General features: G+C 68.0%; 17 protein-coding genes. 10 read left to right on the top strand and 7 right to left on the bottom strand.

What is annotated here, in order from left to right; genetic code table 11:
* Positions 1-39: 39 nt before the first annotated feature.
* Positions 40-849: an aspartate dehydrogenase gene (locus ABD104_RS04825; protein ID WP_087841304.1), complete on the bottom strand. Its 810-nt coding sequence runs from the start codon at positions 847-849 to the stop codon at positions 40-42.
* Positions 846-1,655: an IclR family transcriptional regulator gene (locus ABD104_RS04820; protein ID WP_343927202.1), complete on the bottom strand. Its 810-nt coding sequence runs from the start codon at positions 1,653-1,655 to the stop codon at positions 846-848. Before ABD104_RS04820 ends, ABD104_RS04825 begins: the two co-directional genes overlap by 4 nt.
* A 176-nt stretch (positions 1,656-1,831) precedes the next feature.
* Between ABD104_RS04820 and ABD104_RS04815 the strand changes: the two genes are divergently transcribed.
* From ABD104_RS04815 to ABD104_RS04795, 5 genes are read left to right on the top strand one after another with little or no spacing between them, the layout of a single operon-like run.
* The gene (locus ABD104_RS04815; RefSeq protein ID WP_207958666.1) at positions 1,832-2,866 is read left to right on the top strand and encodes a TRAP transporter substrate-binding protein; all 1,035 of its coding nucleotides are present in this window, start codon (positions 1,832-1,834) and stop codon (positions 2,864-2,866) included.
* Positions 2,867-2,885: 19 nt separating this feature from the next.
* Positions 2,886-3,377, top strand: a complete 492-nt coding sequence (locus ABD104_RS04810; protein WP_217896334.1) for a TRAP transporter small permease — start codon at positions 2,886-2,888, stop codon at positions 3,375-3,377.
* 13 nt (positions 3,378-3,390) lie between these two features.
* Positions 3,391-4,695: a TRAP transporter large permease gene (locus ABD104_RS04805; RefSeq protein ID WP_087841306.1), complete on the top strand. Its 1,305-nt coding sequence runs from the start codon at positions 3,391-3,393 to the stop codon at positions 4,693-4,695.
* Between the two features lie 19 nt (positions 4,696-4,714).
* On the top strand, positions 4,715-5,653 hold the full coding sequence (locus ABD104_RS04800; RefSeq protein WP_132980105.1) for an alpha/beta fold hydrolase: 939 nt from the start codon (positions 4,715-4,717) through the stop codon (positions 5,651-5,653).
* On the top strand, positions 5,646-7,004 hold the full coding sequence (locus ABD104_RS04795) for an amidase family protein (RefSeq protein WP_343927201.1): 1,359 nt from the start codon (positions 5,646-5,648) through the stop codon (positions 7,002-7,004). The genes ABD104_RS04800 and ABD104_RS04795 overlap by 8 nt, the downstream gene beginning before the upstream one ends.
* Before the next feature lie 28 nt (positions 7,005-7,032).
* Here the strand turns inward: ABD104_RS04795 and ABD104_RS04790 are convergent, their stop codons facing one another.
* Positions 7,033-7,347, bottom strand: coding sequence for an Mpo1-like protein (locus tag ABD104_RS04790; protein WP_087841309.1), 315 nt, complete (start codon positions 7,345-7,347; stop codon positions 7,033-7,035).
* A 103-nt stretch (positions 7,348-7,450) separates the two neighbouring features.
* Here ABD104_RS04790 and ABD104_RS04785 point away from each other — a divergent pair, with 103 nt between their 5' ends.
* Together ABD104_RS04785 and ABD104_RS04780 are read left to right on the top strand one after the other, a co-directional pair.
* Positions 7,451-9,226, top strand: coding sequence for a hypothetical protein (locus ABD104_RS04785; protein ID WP_132980102.1), 1,776 nt, complete (start codon positions 7,451-7,453; stop codon positions 9,224-9,226).
* Entirely contained in the window at positions 9,226-9,780 is a 555-nt protein-coding gene (locus tag ABD104_RS04780) for a hypothetical protein (RefSeq protein WP_087841311.1), read from the top strand. The genes ABD104_RS04785 and ABD104_RS04780 overlap by 1 nt, the downstream gene beginning before the upstream one ends.
* A 76-nt stretch (positions 9,781-9,856) precedes the next feature.
* Here the strand turns inward: ABD104_RS04780 and ABD104_RS04775 are convergent, their stop codons facing one another.
* Together ABD104_RS04775 and ABD104_RS04770 are read right to left on the bottom strand one after the other, a co-directional pair.
* Complete coding sequence (locus tag ABD104_RS04775; protein ID WP_343927200.1) at positions 9,857-10,849, bottom strand: Bug family tripartite tricarboxylate transporter substrate binding protein; 993 nt, start codon at positions 10,847-10,849, stop codon at positions 9,857-9,859.
* A 36-nt stretch (positions 10,850-10,885) separates the two neighbouring features.
* Entirely contained in the window at positions 10,886-12,043 is a 1,158-nt protein-coding gene (locus ABD104_RS04770) for a hypothetical protein (protein ID WP_087841313.1), read from the bottom strand.
* A 160-nt stretch (positions 12,044-12,203) separates the two neighbouring features.
* Here ABD104_RS04770 and ABD104_RS04765 point away from each other — a divergent pair, with 160 nt between their 5' ends.
* Together ABD104_RS04765 and ABD104_RS04760 are read left to right on the top strand one after the other, a co-directional pair.
* Positions 12,204-12,920, top strand: a complete 717-nt coding sequence (locus tag ABD104_RS04765) for a GntR family transcriptional regulator (protein WP_132980100.1) — start codon at positions 12,204-12,206, stop codon at positions 12,918-12,920.
* 59 nt (positions 12,921-12,979) lie between these two features.
* Positions 12,980-13,249, top strand: coding sequence for an oxidative damage protection protein (locus ABD104_RS04760; RefSeq protein WP_087841315.1), 270 nt, complete (start codon positions 12,980-12,982; stop codon positions 13,247-13,249).
* Positions 13,250-13,535: 286 nt separating this feature from the next.
* On the opposite strand, the gene phoU is transcribed toward ABD104_RS04760, so the two are convergent.
* Complete coding sequence (gene phoU / locus ABD104_RS04755; RefSeq protein ID WP_124690040.1) at positions 13,536-14,237, bottom strand: phosphate signaling complex protein PhoU; 702 nt, start codon at positions 14,235-14,237, stop codon at positions 13,536-13,538.
* 130 nt (positions 14,238-14,367) lie between these two features.
* Positions 14,368-15,054: a ribose-5-phosphate isomerase RpiA gene (gene rpiA / locus ABD104_RS04750; RefSeq protein WP_087841317.1), complete on the bottom strand. Its 687-nt coding sequence runs from the start codon at positions 15,052-15,054 to the stop codon at positions 14,368-14,370.
* A gap of 116 nt (positions 15,055-15,170) precedes the next feature.
* On the opposite strand from rpiA, the gene gltS reads away from it, so the two are divergent.
* On the top strand, positions 15,171-16,385 hold the full coding sequence (gltS, locus tag ABD104_RS04745) for a sodium/glutamate symporter (protein ID WP_254914681.1): 1,215 nt from the start codon (positions 15,171-15,173) through the stop codon (positions 16,383-16,385).

The raw sequence follows: 16,385 nt of genomic DNA, 5'->3' as shown, positions 1-16,385 counted from the left end.
CAGGCGCTGGCGGCCCGCGAGGCGGACGGCCAGCCGCCCTCAGCCTTGCAGCGCGAGCGCGTTGGGGCCGCCCTTCAGGTAGGCCAGGATGCTGCAGGCGGTGCTGGCCGAGGTCTTCGGATTGGCGGCGGACGGTTCGGCCTGCGTATCGAAGCGGAACTCGCCCAGCACGCCGCGCGCCTCGATCCGGTGGCTGTTGCGCGTGGCGGCGGGATCCGCGACCAGCGTGACCCGGGTGGCGTCCAGCCCGGCTCCCGCGAGGGCGACCGTGGCCGCCACGTTGGCATTCCGCGGATAGCGCCGCGCCACCTCGCGGGCGCTGCCTTCGAACACGACGGCCGGTCCGGCCAAGGCATGTAGATCGCAGGCCTGTTCCGCCGGGGTGCCCAGCCAGGCGCGCGGCGGCTTGATACCGGTATAGCGGACCTCGACCGGGCCGGCGGCGCGGGCCGTGGCCAGCGCGTCCAGGCCGCCGATGGCGCCGCTGATCAGGTGCAGCCGGCGGCCGGTCCTGGCCGCTTCCTCCTTCAACGTCCGCAGCAGGCCGTCGTCGGCCAGCGCGCCGGCCGAGACCAGCGCGAAATGGCGGCCGCTGCGCAGCACGTCGGCGCCGTATTGCGCCACGGCGCCCTGGCCCGCCGCCTCGATCACCAGGTCGACTTCCCTTGCCAGCGACGCGATGTCGCCAACCGGTTCGATCGAAGGCGGCAACGATGCCGCCGCCTCGCCTTCCTTGCCCGCGCGCACGACGACGTTGCGCACGTCGGCGCAGGCATCGCCGGCCAGGGCATCCAGCAGGCCGCGGGCAATCCCGCCCAGTCCGATCACGGCTATGGTGGGTCGGGTCATTTGAGGTCCGCGTTCATCTGTTTGGAAAAAATCGCCGCGAGCTTGCTGGCGGCATCGAGCAGGGCGCGCTTCATTTTCTCGTCGTCGTAGCCCTGCATGCGCTGCGAAGGCCCGACGATGGACACCGAGAACATCACGCCGACCTGGGAAAGCGGTATGGGCGCGGCCACCGCCACCAGCCCGCGGTCGATCTCCTCCCGGCAATAGGCGATGCCGGTCTTGCGAACCCGCCGCAATTCGTCCCGCAACTGCTGCGGCGAAGTGATCGTGCGATCCGTCAGCGCGGGCAGCGGCTCGTCCAGCAGCGCCTCCCATTCCCGTTCGTCGCGAAACGCCAGGATGGCCTTGGCCGAGGCCGCCGCATGGGGCGGCATGACGTGGCCCGGGTTGACGTAGCCGTGCCAGTCCTTGGGCGGCGTGGCCATGATGATGCTCTCGATGCGATTGCCGCGCAGCATGCTCAGGAAAGCCGTCTCCTGGAACTGCTCGACCAGGCCGTAGAGCACGGTATGGGCGACCGCCGCCATCTGGTCGGGCGAAATCGCCGTTCCCAGCAGCCGGCGCATGCGCCCGCCCAGGAGATAGGTGCGGCGCGCGTTGCCCGCCTCCGCCTCGAACGGCGGTTCGGCGTCCAGGCAGCCGGCGCGGCACAAACCGGCCAGCATCCGGTGCAGCGTGCCCTTGGGCATGTCCAGCGCCGCCTGTATCTCGCCGAACGCCAGCCCGGCGGGATGGCGCGCGACCAGTTCGATCACCTGCATCTGCCGTTCCAGCAGGAACCGGTTCTTCGACGACTCTTCTTCCACATCTCCTCCCAACGTGAGCCAGGCGAAATTTTGCCCGCAATGAAAACGCCTTGACGAAATTACGTGCCAACCTGCATTATGTTCCATCTAACGATAGATTAGTTCCGAAAAACGGAACTTTTTTTGCCGGACCCGGGCCGGCTTCCTTTCATCGACCCAGTGCAAGGGGGAACTCCATGCGTAAGAACCATGCTTTGAAGCCGCTCGTGGCCGCCGCCATGGCAGCCGCCGTCCTGGCCGGTCCGGCCCACGCCGCCGACAAGAAAGTCAGCCTGCGGCTGTCGCACAACCTGCCCACCACCAACCCCCTGCACTACGGCGTGCTGGTTCCCTGGGCGCAGTCGATCGAAAAGGACTCGGGCGGCAGCATCGCGATCCAGGTATTCCCCGCGCAGCAACTGGGCCCCGCCAAGGACCACTACAACCTGGCCCGCGACGGCATCGCCGACCTGGCCTTCTACCTGGTGGGTATCGAGCCGGGCCGCTTCCCCATCGTCACCGCCGCCGAGATGCCCTTCCTGGTGTCCGACACCGCCAAGGGCTCGCGGGCGCTGTACGAGTGGTACCAGCCCTACGCCAAGAAAGAGATGGCCGACGTCAAGGTCTGCACCATGTTCTATGACGGCGGCGGCACCATCCATTCCAAGAAGCGCATCGAAAGCCCCACCGACCTGGCCGGCCTGAAGATCCGTTCCCCGAACGTCATGGCGGCCAACTTCTACCGCCTGTCCGGCGCCTCGCCCGTCCAGCTGTCGGCGTCCGACGCGGCCGAAGCCGTCGAGCGCGGCGTGGTGGACGCGATCTCGTTCCCCTGGAACCTGCTGCAGGCCCTGGGCGCGGACCGCGCGTTGACCTATCACCTCGACATGAACTTCTATTCGCTGGGCACGGCGATCCTGATGAACAAGTCGTCGTACGGCAAGCTGTCGGCCGACCAGAAGAAGGTCATCGACAACCACTGCAACGCCGACTGGGCCGAGCGCCTGCCCATGCCCTGGTACAACTGGGAACAGGAAGGCCGGGCCGCGCTGCTGAAGAAGCCGGGCCACACGGTCTATACGATCTCGGACGCCAAGGTCGGCGAATGGAAGGCCATGGCCGCCAAGGTCCGCGGCGAATGGGAAAACAGCGTCAAGAAGAACCGCGTCGACGGCGCCAAGGTGTTCGGCGAACTGCAGGACACGCTGAAGAAATACAACGCCGCCTACTGACCGTCCGACGGGCATCGCCATGAAACAACGTCTGCTTGCCTTCCTCGAGTTCGTGCCGTCGGTCCTGCTGCTGTGCATGGCGATACTCACGTCCGCATCGGTGGCCACGCGCTACCTCTTCGCCTACCCGCTTCCGGACGAGTACGAGATCTCGCGCCTGCTCCTGAGCGTGGTGGTGTGCTGGGGCATCGCGGCGGCCTTCCGCCATGACGACCACATCCAGCTCGACATCTTCTGGAGCGCGCTGGGGCCGCGCGCCAAGCGCGTACTGACCCGCATCGGCGCCGCGCTGTGCCTGTGCATCGTCGGCGGCTTCTCCTACGCCCTGGGCACCAAGGTCGTCGACGTCTTCGAAGCGGGGCTGCTGACCGTGGACCTGGAACTGCCGGTCTGGGGCTTCTACACCGCCGCCTGGCTCGGCACCCTGGCCTGCTTCTTCATCCTGCTCCAGCAGGTCATCGCTCCCCCCGAGCCGGAGGCCCACGACGGCCATCCGGACGCCACGGTCTGAACGGACGCACACCATGATCGGCCCCAATCTCGCCATCCTCATCGGCTTCGGCTCCCTGCTGCTGCTCTGCCTGCTGCGCGTCCCCATCGGCCTGGCCATGGGCGCCTCCGGCATCCTGGGCTTCGGCCTGATGACCGGCTTCGAGCCCGCCTTCAAACTGCTGTCGCACTCCGTCATTTCCACCTTCTCCGACTACACCATGGGGCTGGTGCCGCTGTTCATCCTGATGGGCACGGTGGCCGTGGCCTCGGGCATGAGCGGGGAGCTGTTCCGCGCCGCGCAGCTCTGGCTGGGCAACTTCCGCGGCGGCCTGGCCGTGGCCACCGTGGCCTCGTGCGGCGGCTTCGCCGCCATCTGCGGCTCGTCGGCCGCCACCGCCGCCACCATGACGCGGGTCGCCCTGCCCGAGATGAAAAAGCACGGCTATTCGGAACGCCTGGCCACCGGCGTGATCGCGGCCGGCGGCACGCTGGGCGTGCTGATCCCGCCCTCGATCGCGCTGGCCGTCTACGGCTTGCTGACCCAGCAAAGCGTGGGCCTGTTGTTCATGGCCGGCGTCATACCGGGCATCATCGCCATCGCCATGTACATGCTGGTGGTCAAGGTGTGGCTGGCCGTGCGCCCGCAGGATGCGCCGGCAGGCCAGCAGGCCGCGATGCGCGAACGCCTGTCCAGCCTGACGCGGCTCGGTCCCATCATGCTGCTCATCCTGTTCGTCATCGGCGGCATCTATGGCGGCCTGTTCACGCCCACCGAGGCCGGTGCCGTGGGCGCCGCCGGCGCCATCGCCATCGTCGCACTGGGCCGGCGCCTGTCCTGGAAGACGCTGTTCTCCTCACTGGCGGAAAGCGTCCGCATGGGCGCGGCCATCCTGCTGATCATGGCGGGCGCCGTGCTGTTCGGCTACTTCCTGGCCGTGACCGAGACGCCGCAGAAGGCGGCGCAACTGCTCATCGACGCCAACCTGGGCCGCTATGGCACGCTGCTCGTGATCATCGGCATCATGCTGGTGCTGGGCTGCCTGATCGATGCCCTGGCAGTGGTCATCCTGATCGTGCCCCTGGTCTATCCCATCGTGATGCAGCTGGGCTTCGATCCGATCTGGTTCGGCGTGATCGTGACCATGTGCGTGGAGCTGGGCCTCATCACCCCGCCCTTCGGGCTGAACGTGTTCGTGATCAAGGGCCTGTCCAAGCGCACCGACATCTGGACCATCTACAAGGGTGTCACGCCCTTCATCATCGTGGACCTGCTGCGCATAGGCCTCCTGATCGCCTTCCCCAGCCTGGTGCTGTTCCTTCCCGACATGGCGCGCTGAACGCGTAGTAGACGTACCCATGACCATGAAGACTGAGCCGCGCAGCGGCCGACTGGTGCGCGTGCGCACCACCCAGCAGGTCGAACTGACCGGATTCCTCGCGCCCGCCCCCGCGGCGGACGCCCCCGTGCTGATCAGCCTGCACGGCCTGAGCGGCAACTTCGACACCAGTTTCACCTTCGATTTCCTGCAAAGCCCCGACCTGGCCGGCGTCCACCTGCTGTCCATCGGATGCAGCGGCCACGGGAACATCGCCATGTCGCGGGTCGGCGCCGAACCGGTCTACAGACTGACCGGCTCGGCGTTCGAGTATTTCGACGACTGCATTCCCGACCTGGCCGCGTGGATGGACTTCGCGGCCAGGTCGCACGCCGGCCCCATCGTCCTGATGGGCCATTCGCTGGGCGCCTCGAAAATCCTGCGCTATGCCGCGGCGACCGGCGACGCGCGCGTGCGCGGGCTGGTGCTGGCCTCGGCCGCCGACCTGCGCGGCGCCTTCTTCGCCCTGCATGGCGAGGAAAAGGCCGCGGCCTTCCTGGCCCAGGCGCGGCAATGGGTGGACGCCGGCCAGGGCCGCACGCTGATGGGAGAGGACTGCGTCCTGGGCCTGCTACGGCAGCGCATTTCCGCGCAGACCTTGCTGGACCGCTTCGAGGAAGGCCGGCCCGCCGATACCTTCGACTTCCACGATCGCCGCTCGCCGCAGGCCTTCCGGGATCTTTCGACGATAACGGCGCCGATCCTGTCGCTGTACGGTTCCGAAGGCGAGATCGTCGGGACCGCCGGAGTCCGGGGCGCGATCGAACTGCTGCGCAGCCACGCGACATCCGCGCTATCGTTCTCGTCCGCGGTGCTGGGCGGCAACCATTGGTACGCCGGCCACGAGATCGAAGCGGCCGCCGTCATCGCCAACTGGCTGGCCGGACATGTCCGGAACACGAAGGAGCATCATGACTGACGCACGGGGAATCGCCGCGCTGGCCCAGGGCTACGCCCAGGGCAGCCTGGATCCGGTGGACGTCGCGCGCCAGGCGCTGGACCAGGCACGCGGCCCCGGCATGGACGCGGTCTTCATCACGCTGCTGGAAGAACGCGCCATGGAAGAGGCCCGCGCCAGTCAGGCGCGCTGGCGCGAAGGCCGGCCCCTGGGGCCGCTGGACGGCGTGCCCCTGGCCTGGAAGGACCTGTTCGACATGGCGGGCACCGTCACCACCTGCGCGTCGGACACGCGCCGGCGGGCGGCGCCCGCCACGGCCGATGCGCCCGCCGTGCGCGCGCTCTCGGCCGCCGGCATGGTCAGCGTGGGCAAGACCAACCTGAGCGAATTCGCTTTCTCGGGACTGGGCATCAACCTGCATTTCGGTACGCCGCCCAACCCGCACGACGCTTCGGTCCCGCGCATCCCGGGCGGCTCCTCGTCGGGATCGGCCGTGGCCGTTGCCCGCCAGGTCGTCCCCTGCGCCATGGGCACCGACACCTCGGGTTCGATCCGGGTACCGGCGGCCCTGAACGGGCTGGTCGGCTGGAAGCCCAGTTCGGCCCGCTACGATCAACGCGACGTCTTTCCGCTGGCGCCTTCGCTCGACAGCATCGGCCCCCTGGTGCGGACCGTGGCCGATGCCTGCCTGATCGACGATGCTCTGCTGGGCCGCGCGCCGGTCCTGCGGACGAGCGCCGACCGCCCCGCCGCGCGGCTGGTGATTCCCTCGGGCATCGTCATGAGCGAGCTCGAAGCGGGCGTCGCCGCCGCGTTCGAGGCCGCGGCCGAGCGCCTGTCCCGGCGCGGCTTCACCGTCGAACGCCGGTCGGTCCCCGCGCTGGACCTGACCCATTACCTGTTCGCCACGTTCGGCACGCTGGTGGGCATCGAGGCGGCCGCCGTACACCGCGAACTGCTGGACGATCCGGCGGCGCTCGCGCGGGTCGACGCCCGCATCGTGCAGCGGCTGCGGCTGGGCCAGGCCATCCCGGCGCCAAGCCGGCAGGCCCTGCGCGACAACCGGCCGCTGCTGGTGTCGGCCTTGGCCACGGCCCTCGCTCCCGGCGAGGCGCTGCTGTTTCCCACCGTGCCCATGGCGGCCCCGCCCATCGCGGCGCTGGCGGCCGATCCGGCCTGGTTCGCGCAATGCAATGCGCGCGTGCTGCGCAACACCATGATAGGCAGCTATCTGGACATGCCCACGCTCGCCCTGCCCTGCGGCACCGACGGCGCCGGCCTGCCCGCCGGCATGAGCCTGGCGATGGCGACCGGCCGCGACGAAGCCCTGCTGGCGCTCGGCCTTGCCGTCGAGCGCGAATTGGCGGCCTAGGACCTGTTCACGCCCAAAGGGGCTCGCCTCACCACTTCCGGCGGCCGGCCAACGTCTCGGCCAGCAGCCGGAAATCGCCCCGCAGCGACCACCAGGGATGGGTGAACGTGGCGGGGCGGTTCTTCTCGAAGAAGAAATGCCCGGTCCAGGCCAGGCCGTACCCGCAGGCCAGCGCGGCCACGAGCAGCCAGGGCTGGCGCAGCCCGGCCGCCAGCAATACCAGCAGCAGGGCCAGGCCCGTACCCGCGACGTGCAGGCGCCGGGATACGGGATGCGCGTGTTCCCCCAGGTAAAACCCGTAGAACTCATCGAAATTGCGATAACGCCGCGCGGCTTCGCGCATGTCCCGTCCTCCCGCAAATACCCATGACTGGGTAGCGCCTTTCTTGCGATCCCCCGTGTATCATCGTGTAACCAAACATCCATCCCGTGGGGGAATCACACCGATGAGAATACTCGCCGAAAAGGGGCAAGCGACCATGCCCTCGGTCCGGTCCGGCAATCATGGCATGCGCCGGGGCCGGGCGGCAGTGGCCGTGATGCTGTTGTCGGCCATGCTGGCCGCCTGCGGTGGCGGCAGCGGCGCCAAGCCGGCTCCCGAGGCCGGCAAGGTATCCGGCATGGTCACCTACGACTTCGTGCCGGCGGTCAAGTCCCAGGGACTGGACTACGCCAAGACCCGTGCGCTGCCGGTGCGCGGCGCCGTGGTGGAAGCCTTCAGCGGAGCCGAGATCCTGGGCAGCACCGTGACCGACGCCCAGGGCAGGTATTCCCTCGTGCTGCCTCCGGGCCGCGAGGTCAAGATCCGGGTGCAGGCGCGCCTGTTGCGCGAAAGCAAGGAAGGCGCCTGGAGCGTGGCGATACGCGACAACACCAAGCCGGGCTACACGGCGGTTCCCACCAACGCGCCCATCTATGCCATGGAAAGCAAGGCGCTGTCCGTGCCCCAGGAAAGCATGGTCCTCGACCTGCACGCGGCGTCGGGCTGGAGCGGCAGCAACACCGCGGGCAGCTACGCCGGCGCCCGCGCGGCCGCGCCCTTCTCCGTGCTGGACCAGGCCTACGGCGCCATGCAGCGCTTCCTGGCCATCGCGCCGGATATCAACTTCCCCCACCTGAACATCTACTGGAGCGAGAACAACGGGCCTGCCGAGGGCGAGCCGAAGAACGGCGACATCGGCACCAGCCACTTCAATTCCGAAGGCCCCGCTCCCGGCCTCTACATCCTGGGCAAGGAAGACGTCGACACCGACGAGTACGACACCGGCGTGCTGGTCCATGAATGGGGCCACTACTTCGAAGGCCGGATCTCGCGCTCGGACTCCGTGGGCGGCTCGCACGGCGCCGGCGACAAGCTCGACATGCGCGTGGCCTGGGGCGAAGGCTGGGGCAACGGGCTGGCCGGCATCGTGCGCAACGATCCCTTCTACGTCGACACCTCGGGCAAGAAGCAGCAGGACAGCTTCTACCTCGACGTCAGCGCACCGCCGGCTCCGCCCGACGATGCCGCCTGGTACAACGAATCGGCAATGCAGTACTTCATCTACCAGCTCGCGCAGCAGCCCGGCGGCTTCGAGACCACGATCTCCATCCTCCGCAACGAGCAGAAGCGCACGCCGGCCTTCACCAGCATCTTCCCGTTCGGCACCGCCCTGGCCAAACACCTCACCGACAGCACCGTGATCGGCAAGGTGAACGCGCTGCTGACCTCGGTCGGCACGCCCACGCTGGACGAGCTGGACGATTGGGGCGGCCCCGCGTCCTACACGATTCCGACCGTGCCGCCGGAAGTCGCCAAACCCTATGTCCGCTTCGATGCGCCCGCCGCCGGCGCCCCCGCGGCCACGCAGCAGGTATGCGTATCCAACCTGCTGGGCGGGGAATACAACAAGCTGGACCAGGGTCGCTTCCTGCGGCTCGAAGTGCCCAGCGCGGGCACCTACCGGCTGAGCGCGACCCTCGTCTCGCCCCCGGCTTTGGTAACCAAGGCCCACTTGTGGCTGTCCCGCCAGGGTGTGAAGATCCAGGAGGACGACGACGCGGTCGAAAGCACGCTCGAAGCCGGCACCTACACCGCCTTCCTGGTGGATACCGCGCTGACCAACGGTGGCGACGACGACGAGGACAGCGCCGCCCCCGACCCCGGCCCCGCCCCGGTCCCCGCCAACACCCGTGTCTGCTACCAGGTGAGTCTCGAACGTACTTCCGCAGGAGCCCTGTAATGCGCCCGCCTCTGAACATCGCCGCCGCCCGCCTGGCCATCCTGCTGGCGGCCGCTCTTCCCATTCTTCCCGCCTGCGCCCATGAAGCCCGGCAAGCGCCCGCGGCGACGGCTCCGGCCACCGGCGCCAACGCCTTCGTGGCGCGTCCAGGCAAGCCCGGCGACCTCGTCGCCGTCTCGGTCCGGGCGCCGTCGGCGCCGCTGGCCACGGGCCCCGCTTCCGTTGGTCTGTCGCTGCGCGGATCGCCGGGGGTGACCCAGGTGGAACTGAAGTACGGCGTCGAAGGCGCGCTGCGCGTGGATGCGGCGTCGCCCACGGTCGTCCCGCTGGATGCCCAGCGGCGCGCCGTCGTCGAGGTGCCCGTCACGGTGTTGGGCACCGGGGTGCACTACCTGAACGTCTACGTCACGGCCAACGGACGGCACAGTGCCTTCTCGGTGCGCCTGGACGCCGGCCAGGCGGCCACCCGGAACCGCAAGCAGTCCGCGCCCGACCAGGGCGACTTCGTCGTGCTGCCGGCGCAGGAAACCCGCTCCGGCGGTACCGCGCAATAGCCCGGTCCCGGGCGGCGCGTCCGCGCCGCCATCCCGCGCACCGGCCGGGCGCCATGCCCGGCCGGCCGCGCAACGCTCAATCCACCTGCACGCCTATCATCTTCGCGATCTCGCCCTGGCGCCGATACTCCTTGTGGACGAAATCGGCGAACTCGCGGCGGCTCATCGGCGAATTGATCGAACCACGCTCTTCCATGGAACGCTCGAACGCCGGATCGCTCAGCACGGCGTTCACCGCCTGGTGCAGGCGATCCAGCCGCTCGGGCGGCGTTCCCTTGGGCACGAACAGACCGTCCCAGGCAAACAGCTCATACCCCGGCACCCCGCTTTCGGACAGCGTGGGCGCGTCCGGCAGCGTGGGAATGCGCTGCGGCGTGGAAACGGCCAGCACCTTGATCTGCTTGCTCTTGGCCAGCGGCACGAGATAGGGCGCGACGTCGATCATGAAGGACACGCGGCCCGACCGTACGTCGGTCGAGGCCGGCGCGCCGCCCTTGTAGGGCACGTGCGTAAGGTCGATCTTCGCCATCTGCTGGAGCAGGCCACAGGCCATGTGCGACGCCGTGCCGTTGCCGGCCGAGGCGCAGGTCAGTTCGCCCGGGTGCTTCTTCGCATAGCCGATCAGTTCCTGCGCGGAATTGAACGGCGAGTCGGGACTGACGAACATCACCATCGAGATGACCGAAAAACGCGCGACCGGCTCGAAATCGTCCGGCGCGTAGCCCACCGCCTTGTACAACCAGTGGTTGGTCGCCATCGTGCCGTTCGTGCCGAACACCACCGTCTGTCCGTCCGGGGCGGCGCGGGCGCCGGCGGCGGTGCCGATGTTGCCTCCGGCCCCGGCCCGGTTGTCGATGATGATGGGCTGGCGCAATTGCTTTTCCATTTCACGCGCATACAGCCTGGCCAGCGTGTCGCCGCCGCCGCCCGCGACGAAAGGGACGATCATGGTCAGCGGACGCTGGGGCCACTCGGCGCCGCCGGCCGCGGCGGCACCCGACGCCATCGCGGCCAGCAGGGCCAGGGTGCCGAGGATGCGGGCCGGCTTCCCGTTCTTTTGCACATGCATGCTTGTCTCCTTGTCTTGTCTGTGAACCTGTCCCGGTCAATCCACCCCGGCTTCCAGCAGCTCGACCGGGTCGCCGTAGCGGGCGGCAATCGCGACCACCTCGGGATCGCGCAGCGCGCACAGGAAACCCTGGTCGATCAGGGTGTTGCGCCCTGCCGTGACGGTGGCGTCCAGGCACACCAGGTCCATGTGCACGGGCGGCTCTTCCCAGTCGGGCAGCACGCGGCGGATGTAGTCGTTCGGCTTGGCCAGGTCGATGCCGAAATGCAGCGCCCCCGGGGCGTTCGAACCGGCGGGATAGATGGTGTGGCGCGGCGCCTTGGGATTGAAGCCGCAGCCGCCGCCTTCGATCATGCGGCCGCCCACCAGCATGTCGCGCAGGATCTTCGCCTCCTCTGAATTGCCCTCGACCGCGCTGACGTATTCGCCTTCGAAACGCACGGCGATCCGTTCTTCGAAAGGCCGGGCGAAGCCCACTGCCCACTGCGGGTAGATCACGCCCGACATCGGTGTCTTGACGGCGTGGTCGTTGCGCACCGCCGTCCGGTCCCAGAGGTTGGGACCGTGGGTCGGCAGGTAGTGCACGTAGCAGCCGGGCTCCTCGGCCGTCGTCACGCCGCGCCAACGATTGGACGACAGCATCGTGTCGCGCGTTTCCGGCGTGAAGCCGATGCGGAAGTCGGTCCCGCGCGCGTCGGTGAAATGCAGGTCGAAATCCTCTCCCTTGGGATAGCGGCCGGCCGTGGCCCGGCACAGCGCCCCCACGATCTCGCTCGGAAAGCGCGCCTGCGGCGTGTGCAGCAGGTCGAGGTTGCGGAAGTAGGTGATCTTCACCCAGCGCTGCCCCTGCTTGCGCATCGCGATGCAGAACGGGTCCTCGATCGAACAGAACCAGGTGGACACCACGAAGTCCGCCTGCTCGAGCAGGCCTTTCACGGGCTCCGGCACCTCGGTCACGCGCGAATTGGGTTCGGTATAGACGCGCACCTGCGCGCCGCGCGCCTTGGCCAGCCCCACCACCGCATCGACCACCCGGGTATCGAGCAATTGATCGGTCAGCATCAACACGCGCTCGCCCGGCCGGATGGCGAACACCTTGGCGAAGTTGTCCAGCGCCTGGAAGAAGTGCTTGGTCTGCACGACGGAGTCGGCCAGCGCAGGCGGCAGGCCCACGAAGGCGGAAGATGGGATCATGGCTTCCTCTTTCTTAGATCTATAATTAAATTGCATGCAAATTATTGGGTAATTTTCTTTTTTATTCAATATCAAACTAATTTTGCATGCAAATCAGTATGATCCCGACATAGCGGTTACTATCCCCCGCACCAAGGACTACGACGCTCGTCCCCGGCAGATGGCCACTCAAATACACACCGTCGCAGGCGAACTGCGCCGACGCATCATGTCCGGCACCTATCCGCCCGGCGAACGGCTGGTCGAACTGCAGCTCGCGGCGGACCTGGGCGTCTCGCGCACGCCCATCCGCCTCGCGTTCGAGGAACTGGTCAAGGAAGGCCTGCTGGAGCGGCTACCGACCCGCGGCTTCCGGGTCAAGGCGGTGGACCTGGACGACCTTGCCAACGCCCTGGACGTACGCGGCACGCTGGAAGGCATGGCGGCGCGGCTGGTGGCCGAGCAAGGCGCGCGGCCGGAGGTGACGCAGGCCCTGCGCGATTGCGTGGAGGAAGGCTGGAGCCTGCTCGAGGATGCGGCCGGCAACGGCTATCGCGTGGAAACGCCTCGCTGGTCCGCCATGAACGAGAAATTCCATGCCGTGCTGATCCAGGCCGCGGGCAACCCGCCGCTGGCCAGCGCGCTGGCGCACGTCTCGCAGATCCCGCTGGTGGGCGCGGCCGTGCTGGGCCTGGGCCTGGACGACACCATGCCGCAACCCGAATACGCCTACATCCATCGCGCCCAGCAGGACCACGACGACATCGTCGCGGCCATCGAACTGGGCGAAGGCGCACGCGCCGAAAACCTGATGCGCGAACACGTGCGCCGCAGCCGCGACAACAAGCGCCGCATCTACCAGCTCCGCATCGATGCCCTGCGCCGTCCGGCCAGGTAAGGACATGGCGCGGCCGCTACAATAGGGCCATTGCAAACTATCGCGGAACAGGTGGTCACATGGCTCGCATGATTTATTGCGTCAAGCTCAAGAAAGAAGCCGAAGGTCTGGACTTCCCTCCCTACCCGGGCGAACTCGGCACCAAGATCTGGCAGAACATTTCCAAGCAGGCCTGGCAGGAATGGGTCCAGACCCAGACCCGCCTCGTCAACGAAAACCGCCTGAACCTCGCCGACGCCCGCGCCCGCAAGTACCTGCAACAGCAAATGCAGCGCTATCTATTCGAAGACGGCAACGTCGAAGCACAAGGCTACGTCCCGCCGAATTAAGCCCCCCGTACTAAGCCCCCCCCTACGCCCTTCGGGCGCCCCCCAGGGGGCGGCGCTGGCGGACCGGCAAAGCCGGATCCGCTGCGCCCTGGGTCTGGGGACGCTCACGGAAGAAAGACGGCCTTGCTTGTACGCAAGGCCGTTTTCATTTTCAACCGAACCAGCTGCCAGGCAGTATCGCCAGTCCCCGCCAGCCCGTTGTTACCCCAGGATGCGGTGGATCCGGCTCCGCCGGTCCACCCGCATCGCCCCCTGGGGGGCGCCCGAAGGGCGTAGGGGGGGGCCACTACCCCGCCGCGGCTTCCCGCTCGACGTTGTCCACGCCCGTGTGGCGCACGTCGCGGCCCTTGACCATGTAGACCACGAGCTCGCACATGTTCTTGGCGTGGTCGCCGATGCGCTCGAGCGCCTTGGCGATGAACAGCAGTTCGATGGAACGCGAGATCTTGCGCGGGTCTTCGATCATGTAGGTGATCAACTGGCGGATCACCCCCTGCCACTCCGAGTCCACCGACTTGTCCTGGCGGACGACCTGGGCCGCGGCCTGGGCGTCCAGGCGGGCGAAGGCGTCCAGGGCCTTGCGCAGCATCGTGACGACGGTGTTGGCCATGTGCCAGAGCTCGACGGCGGGCATGTTGACGCGGCCGGCCTCGTGGATGAGCTTGGCCATGCGGGCGATCTTCTCGGCCTCGTCGCCGGCGCGCTCCATGTCGGTGATCATCTTGATGACCGTGATGATCATGCGCAGGTCGCCCGCGGTGGGCTGGCGGCGGGCCAGGATGTGGCTGCACGCCTCGTCCAAGTCCACCTCGAAGCGGTTGACCTCGGTATCGCGCACGATCACGCGCTCCAGCGCGGCGAGATCGCCGTTGGCCAGGCCATCGATGGCGCCGGTGATCTGGGATTCGACCAGGCCTCCCATCTGCAGGAAGCGCGACCGGACCTCCTCGAGTTCGGCGTCGTATTGTTTGTGGGTATGTTCAGTCATGCCGGCTCCCAGCGGAAGAACAATGGGCCTGGCCGTTTGTGCCCCGGCCGCATGGGCAATGCACCGCGCAGTTTATGAACGTCATGTGACAGGAATATGTCTCCGAAGTCGGCCGCGCGGTCAATGTAGGCTAGGCGTGGCGCGGCTTGTCCAGCCGGCGCACGCCGGACTGCGTGGCCAGCAGGGCCACGTCCGCGCCGCGCAGCGCGAACAGGCCGCAGGTCACCACGCCAGGCAGGTCGTTGATCACCTTTTCCATGCCCTGGGCCTCGGCGATCTGCATGCCGTGCACGTCCAGGATGACGTTGCCGTTGTCGGTGACGAACCCTTCGCGCAGCCGGGGCTGCCCGCCCAGCAGGCGCAGCGCCCGGGCTACCGCCTCGCGGGCCATGGGTATCACCTCGACCGGAAGCGGAAAGGCCCCCAGTTGCCCGACCAGCTTGGACTCGTCGGCGATGCAGATGAAGCGCTCGGCCACCGAGGCGACGATCTTCTCGCGGGTCAGCGCGCCGCCGCCGCCCTTGATCATGTGCAGGTGGTCGTCGATCTCGTCCGCGCCGTCGACGTAGATGGGCATGAACGCCACGTCGTTCAGGTCGAATACCGGCAGCCCGTGGCCGGCCAGGCGCGCCGCGCTGCGCTCGGAACTGGCGACCGTGCCGCGGATGCGCCCCTTGTAGGCGGCCAGTCCGTCGATGAACAGGTCGGCCGTCGACCCCGTGCCGACTCCGATGACCACGTCGGGCGCCGCCACTTCGGCGACGAAGGCAAGCGCCGCGTCGGCCGCCTGCTGTTTCAGTTCCTGTTGAGAAAGCATAATAGGTGGTGCAAAGACGGTGCTAAGGGTTGCCAGCAGACACTTTAGCACTTGGACGCGCGAACGCCACCGGCGTTCCGGCCGACGCGCGGGCACGCGCGCAGTGAAGGGGCATTATGCTGATAGAAATAGACGTCACCACCACACTCCTGGTCGCCATCGTGGTGCTGTTGATCGGGCGCTGGCTGATCGGCCGCATCCCCCCGCTGCAACGCTACAACATCCCCGAGCCGGTGGTGGGCGGGATGCTGGCGGCCATCGCCATCACGATCGCCAAGGTCGCCGCCAGCACCGAGCTGTCGTTCGACATGGCGCTGCAGACGCCCTTCATGCTGGCCTTCTTCGCCACGGTGGGCCTGGGCGCCGACGTCAGGACGCTGGTGCGCGGCGGCCGGGGGGTGGTCCTGTTCCTGATCGCCATCGCCATCATGCTCGTGCTGCAGAACGCCATCGGCCTGGCCGGCGCCTTCAGCATGGACCTTCATCCCCTGAACGGGCTGCTGGCCGGCTCGATCACGATGCTGGGCGGCCACGGGACCGGCGCGGCCTATGCCACCCAGTTCTCCGACGTCGACAACCTGCAGGGCGCCATGGAGCTGGCCATGGCCTGCGCGACGTTCGGCCTGGTGCTGGGCGGCATCATAGGCGGACCCGTGGCCCAGCGCCTCATCACGCGCCACGGCCTGACGCCGGGCGACGGCAGCTCGGCGCCATCCGGCCAGGCCGGCGCCGACGCGCCTTCCCAGGCGCCCCGGCCGCTGACCCTGCCGCTCTTTCTCGAGACCCTGCTGCTGATCGTGGCGTGCGTGGTGGTCGGCAGCACGCTGGGGGAGCTCATGAAAGGCAGGCTGCTGACCCTGCCTCCCTTCGTCTGGACCCTGTTCACCGGCGTCGTGCTGCGTAACGTACTGGGGCTGGCCCGCATCCGCGAAGTCGACGACGACGCGGTGCAACTGTTCGGCGGCGTGGCGCTGTCGCTGTTCCTGACCATGGCGCTGATCTCGCTGCGGCTGTGGGAGCTCGTGTCGCTGGCGCTGCCCATCCTGGCGATCCTGGCGGTGCAGACGGCCTTCGTCGCGGCCTATACCAGTCTGGTCACCTTCCGCATCATGGGCGCCAACTACGACGCGGCGGTGCTGGCCGCCGGCGCCTGCGGCATCGGCCTGGGCGCCACGCCCACCGCCATCGCCAACATGCAGGCGGTCACGAACAAGTACGGCCCCTCGCCCCAGGCCTTCCTGATCCTGCCCATCGTCGGCGCATTCCTGATCGACATCACCAACGCGCTGGTCATCCAGGGTTATCTCGGCCTGCCTCTTTTCGGCTTCTGA

Origin of the sequence: Pigmentiphaga daeguensis, from assembly GCF_039523035.1 — a bacterium.
Classification (GTDB): domain Bacteria; phylum Pseudomonadota; class Gammaproteobacteria; order Burkholderiales; family Burkholderiaceae_B; genus Pigmentiphaga; species Pigmentiphaga daeguensis.
The sequence above is the reverse complement of the archived record's forward strand: the minus strand, read 5'-3'. Positions and strand labels throughout refer to the sequence as shown.

Coding starts and splice junctions, on each gene's coding strand:
- ABD104_RS04825 (WP_087841304.1), bottom strand. CDS start 849: ATGACCCGACCCACCATAGCCGTGATCGGACTGGGCGGGATTGCCCGC.
- ABD104_RS04815 (WP_207958666.1), top strand. CDS start 1,832: ATGCGTAAGAACCATGCTTTGAAGCCGCTCGTGGCCGCCGCCATGGCA.
- ABD104_RS04810 (WP_217896334.1), top strand. CDS start 2,886: ATGAAACAACGTCTGCTTGCCTTCCTCGAGTTCGTGCCGTCGGTCCTG.
- ABD104_RS04805 (WP_087841306.1), top strand. CDS start 3,391: ATGATCGGCCCCAATCTCGCCATCCTCATCGGCTTCGGCTCCCTGCTG.
- ABD104_RS04800 (WP_132980105.1), top strand. CDS start 4,715: ATGACCATGAAGACTGAGCCGCGCAGCGGCCGACTGGTGCGCGTGCGC.
- ABD104_RS04795 (WP_343927201.1), top strand. CDS start 5,646: ATGACTGACGCACGGGGAATCGCCGCGCTGGCCCAGGGCTACGCCCAG.
- ABD104_RS04790 (WP_087841309.1), bottom strand. CDS start 7,347: ATGCGCGAAGCCGCGCGGCGTTATCGCAATTTCGATGAGTTCTACGGG.
- ABD104_RS04785 (WP_132980102.1), top strand. CDS start 7,451: ATGAGAATACTCGCCGAAAAGGGGCAAGCGACCATGCCCTCGGTCCGG.
- ABD104_RS04780 (WP_087841311.1), top strand. CDS start 9,226: ATGCGCCCGCCTCTGAACATCGCCGCCGCCCGCCTGGCCATCCTGCTG.
- ABD104_RS04775 (WP_343927200.1), bottom strand. CDS start 10,849: ATGCATGTGCAAAAGAACGGGAAGCCGGCCCGCATCCTCGGCACCCTG.
- ABD104_RS04770 (WP_087841313.1), bottom strand. CDS start 12,043: ATGATCCCATCTTCCGCCTTCGTGGGCCTGCCGCCTGCGCTGGCCGAC.
- ABD104_RS04765 (WP_132980100.1), top strand. CDS start 12,204: ATGGCCACTCAAATACACACCGTCGCAGGCGAACTGCGCCGACGCATC.
- ABD104_RS04760 (WP_087841315.1), top strand. CDS start 12,980: ATGGCTCGCATGATTTATTGCGTCAAGCTCAAGAAAGAAGCCGAAGGT.
- phoU (WP_124690040.1), bottom strand. CDS start 14,237: ATGACTGAACATACCCACAAACAATACGACGCCGAACTCGAGGAGGTC.
- rpiA (WP_087841317.1), bottom strand. CDS start 15,054: ATGCTTTCTCAACAGGAACTGAAACAGCAGGCGGCCGACGCGGCGCTT.
- gltS (WP_254914681.1), top strand. CDS start 15,171: ATGCTGATAGAAATAGACGTCACCACCACACTCCTGGTCGCCATCGTG.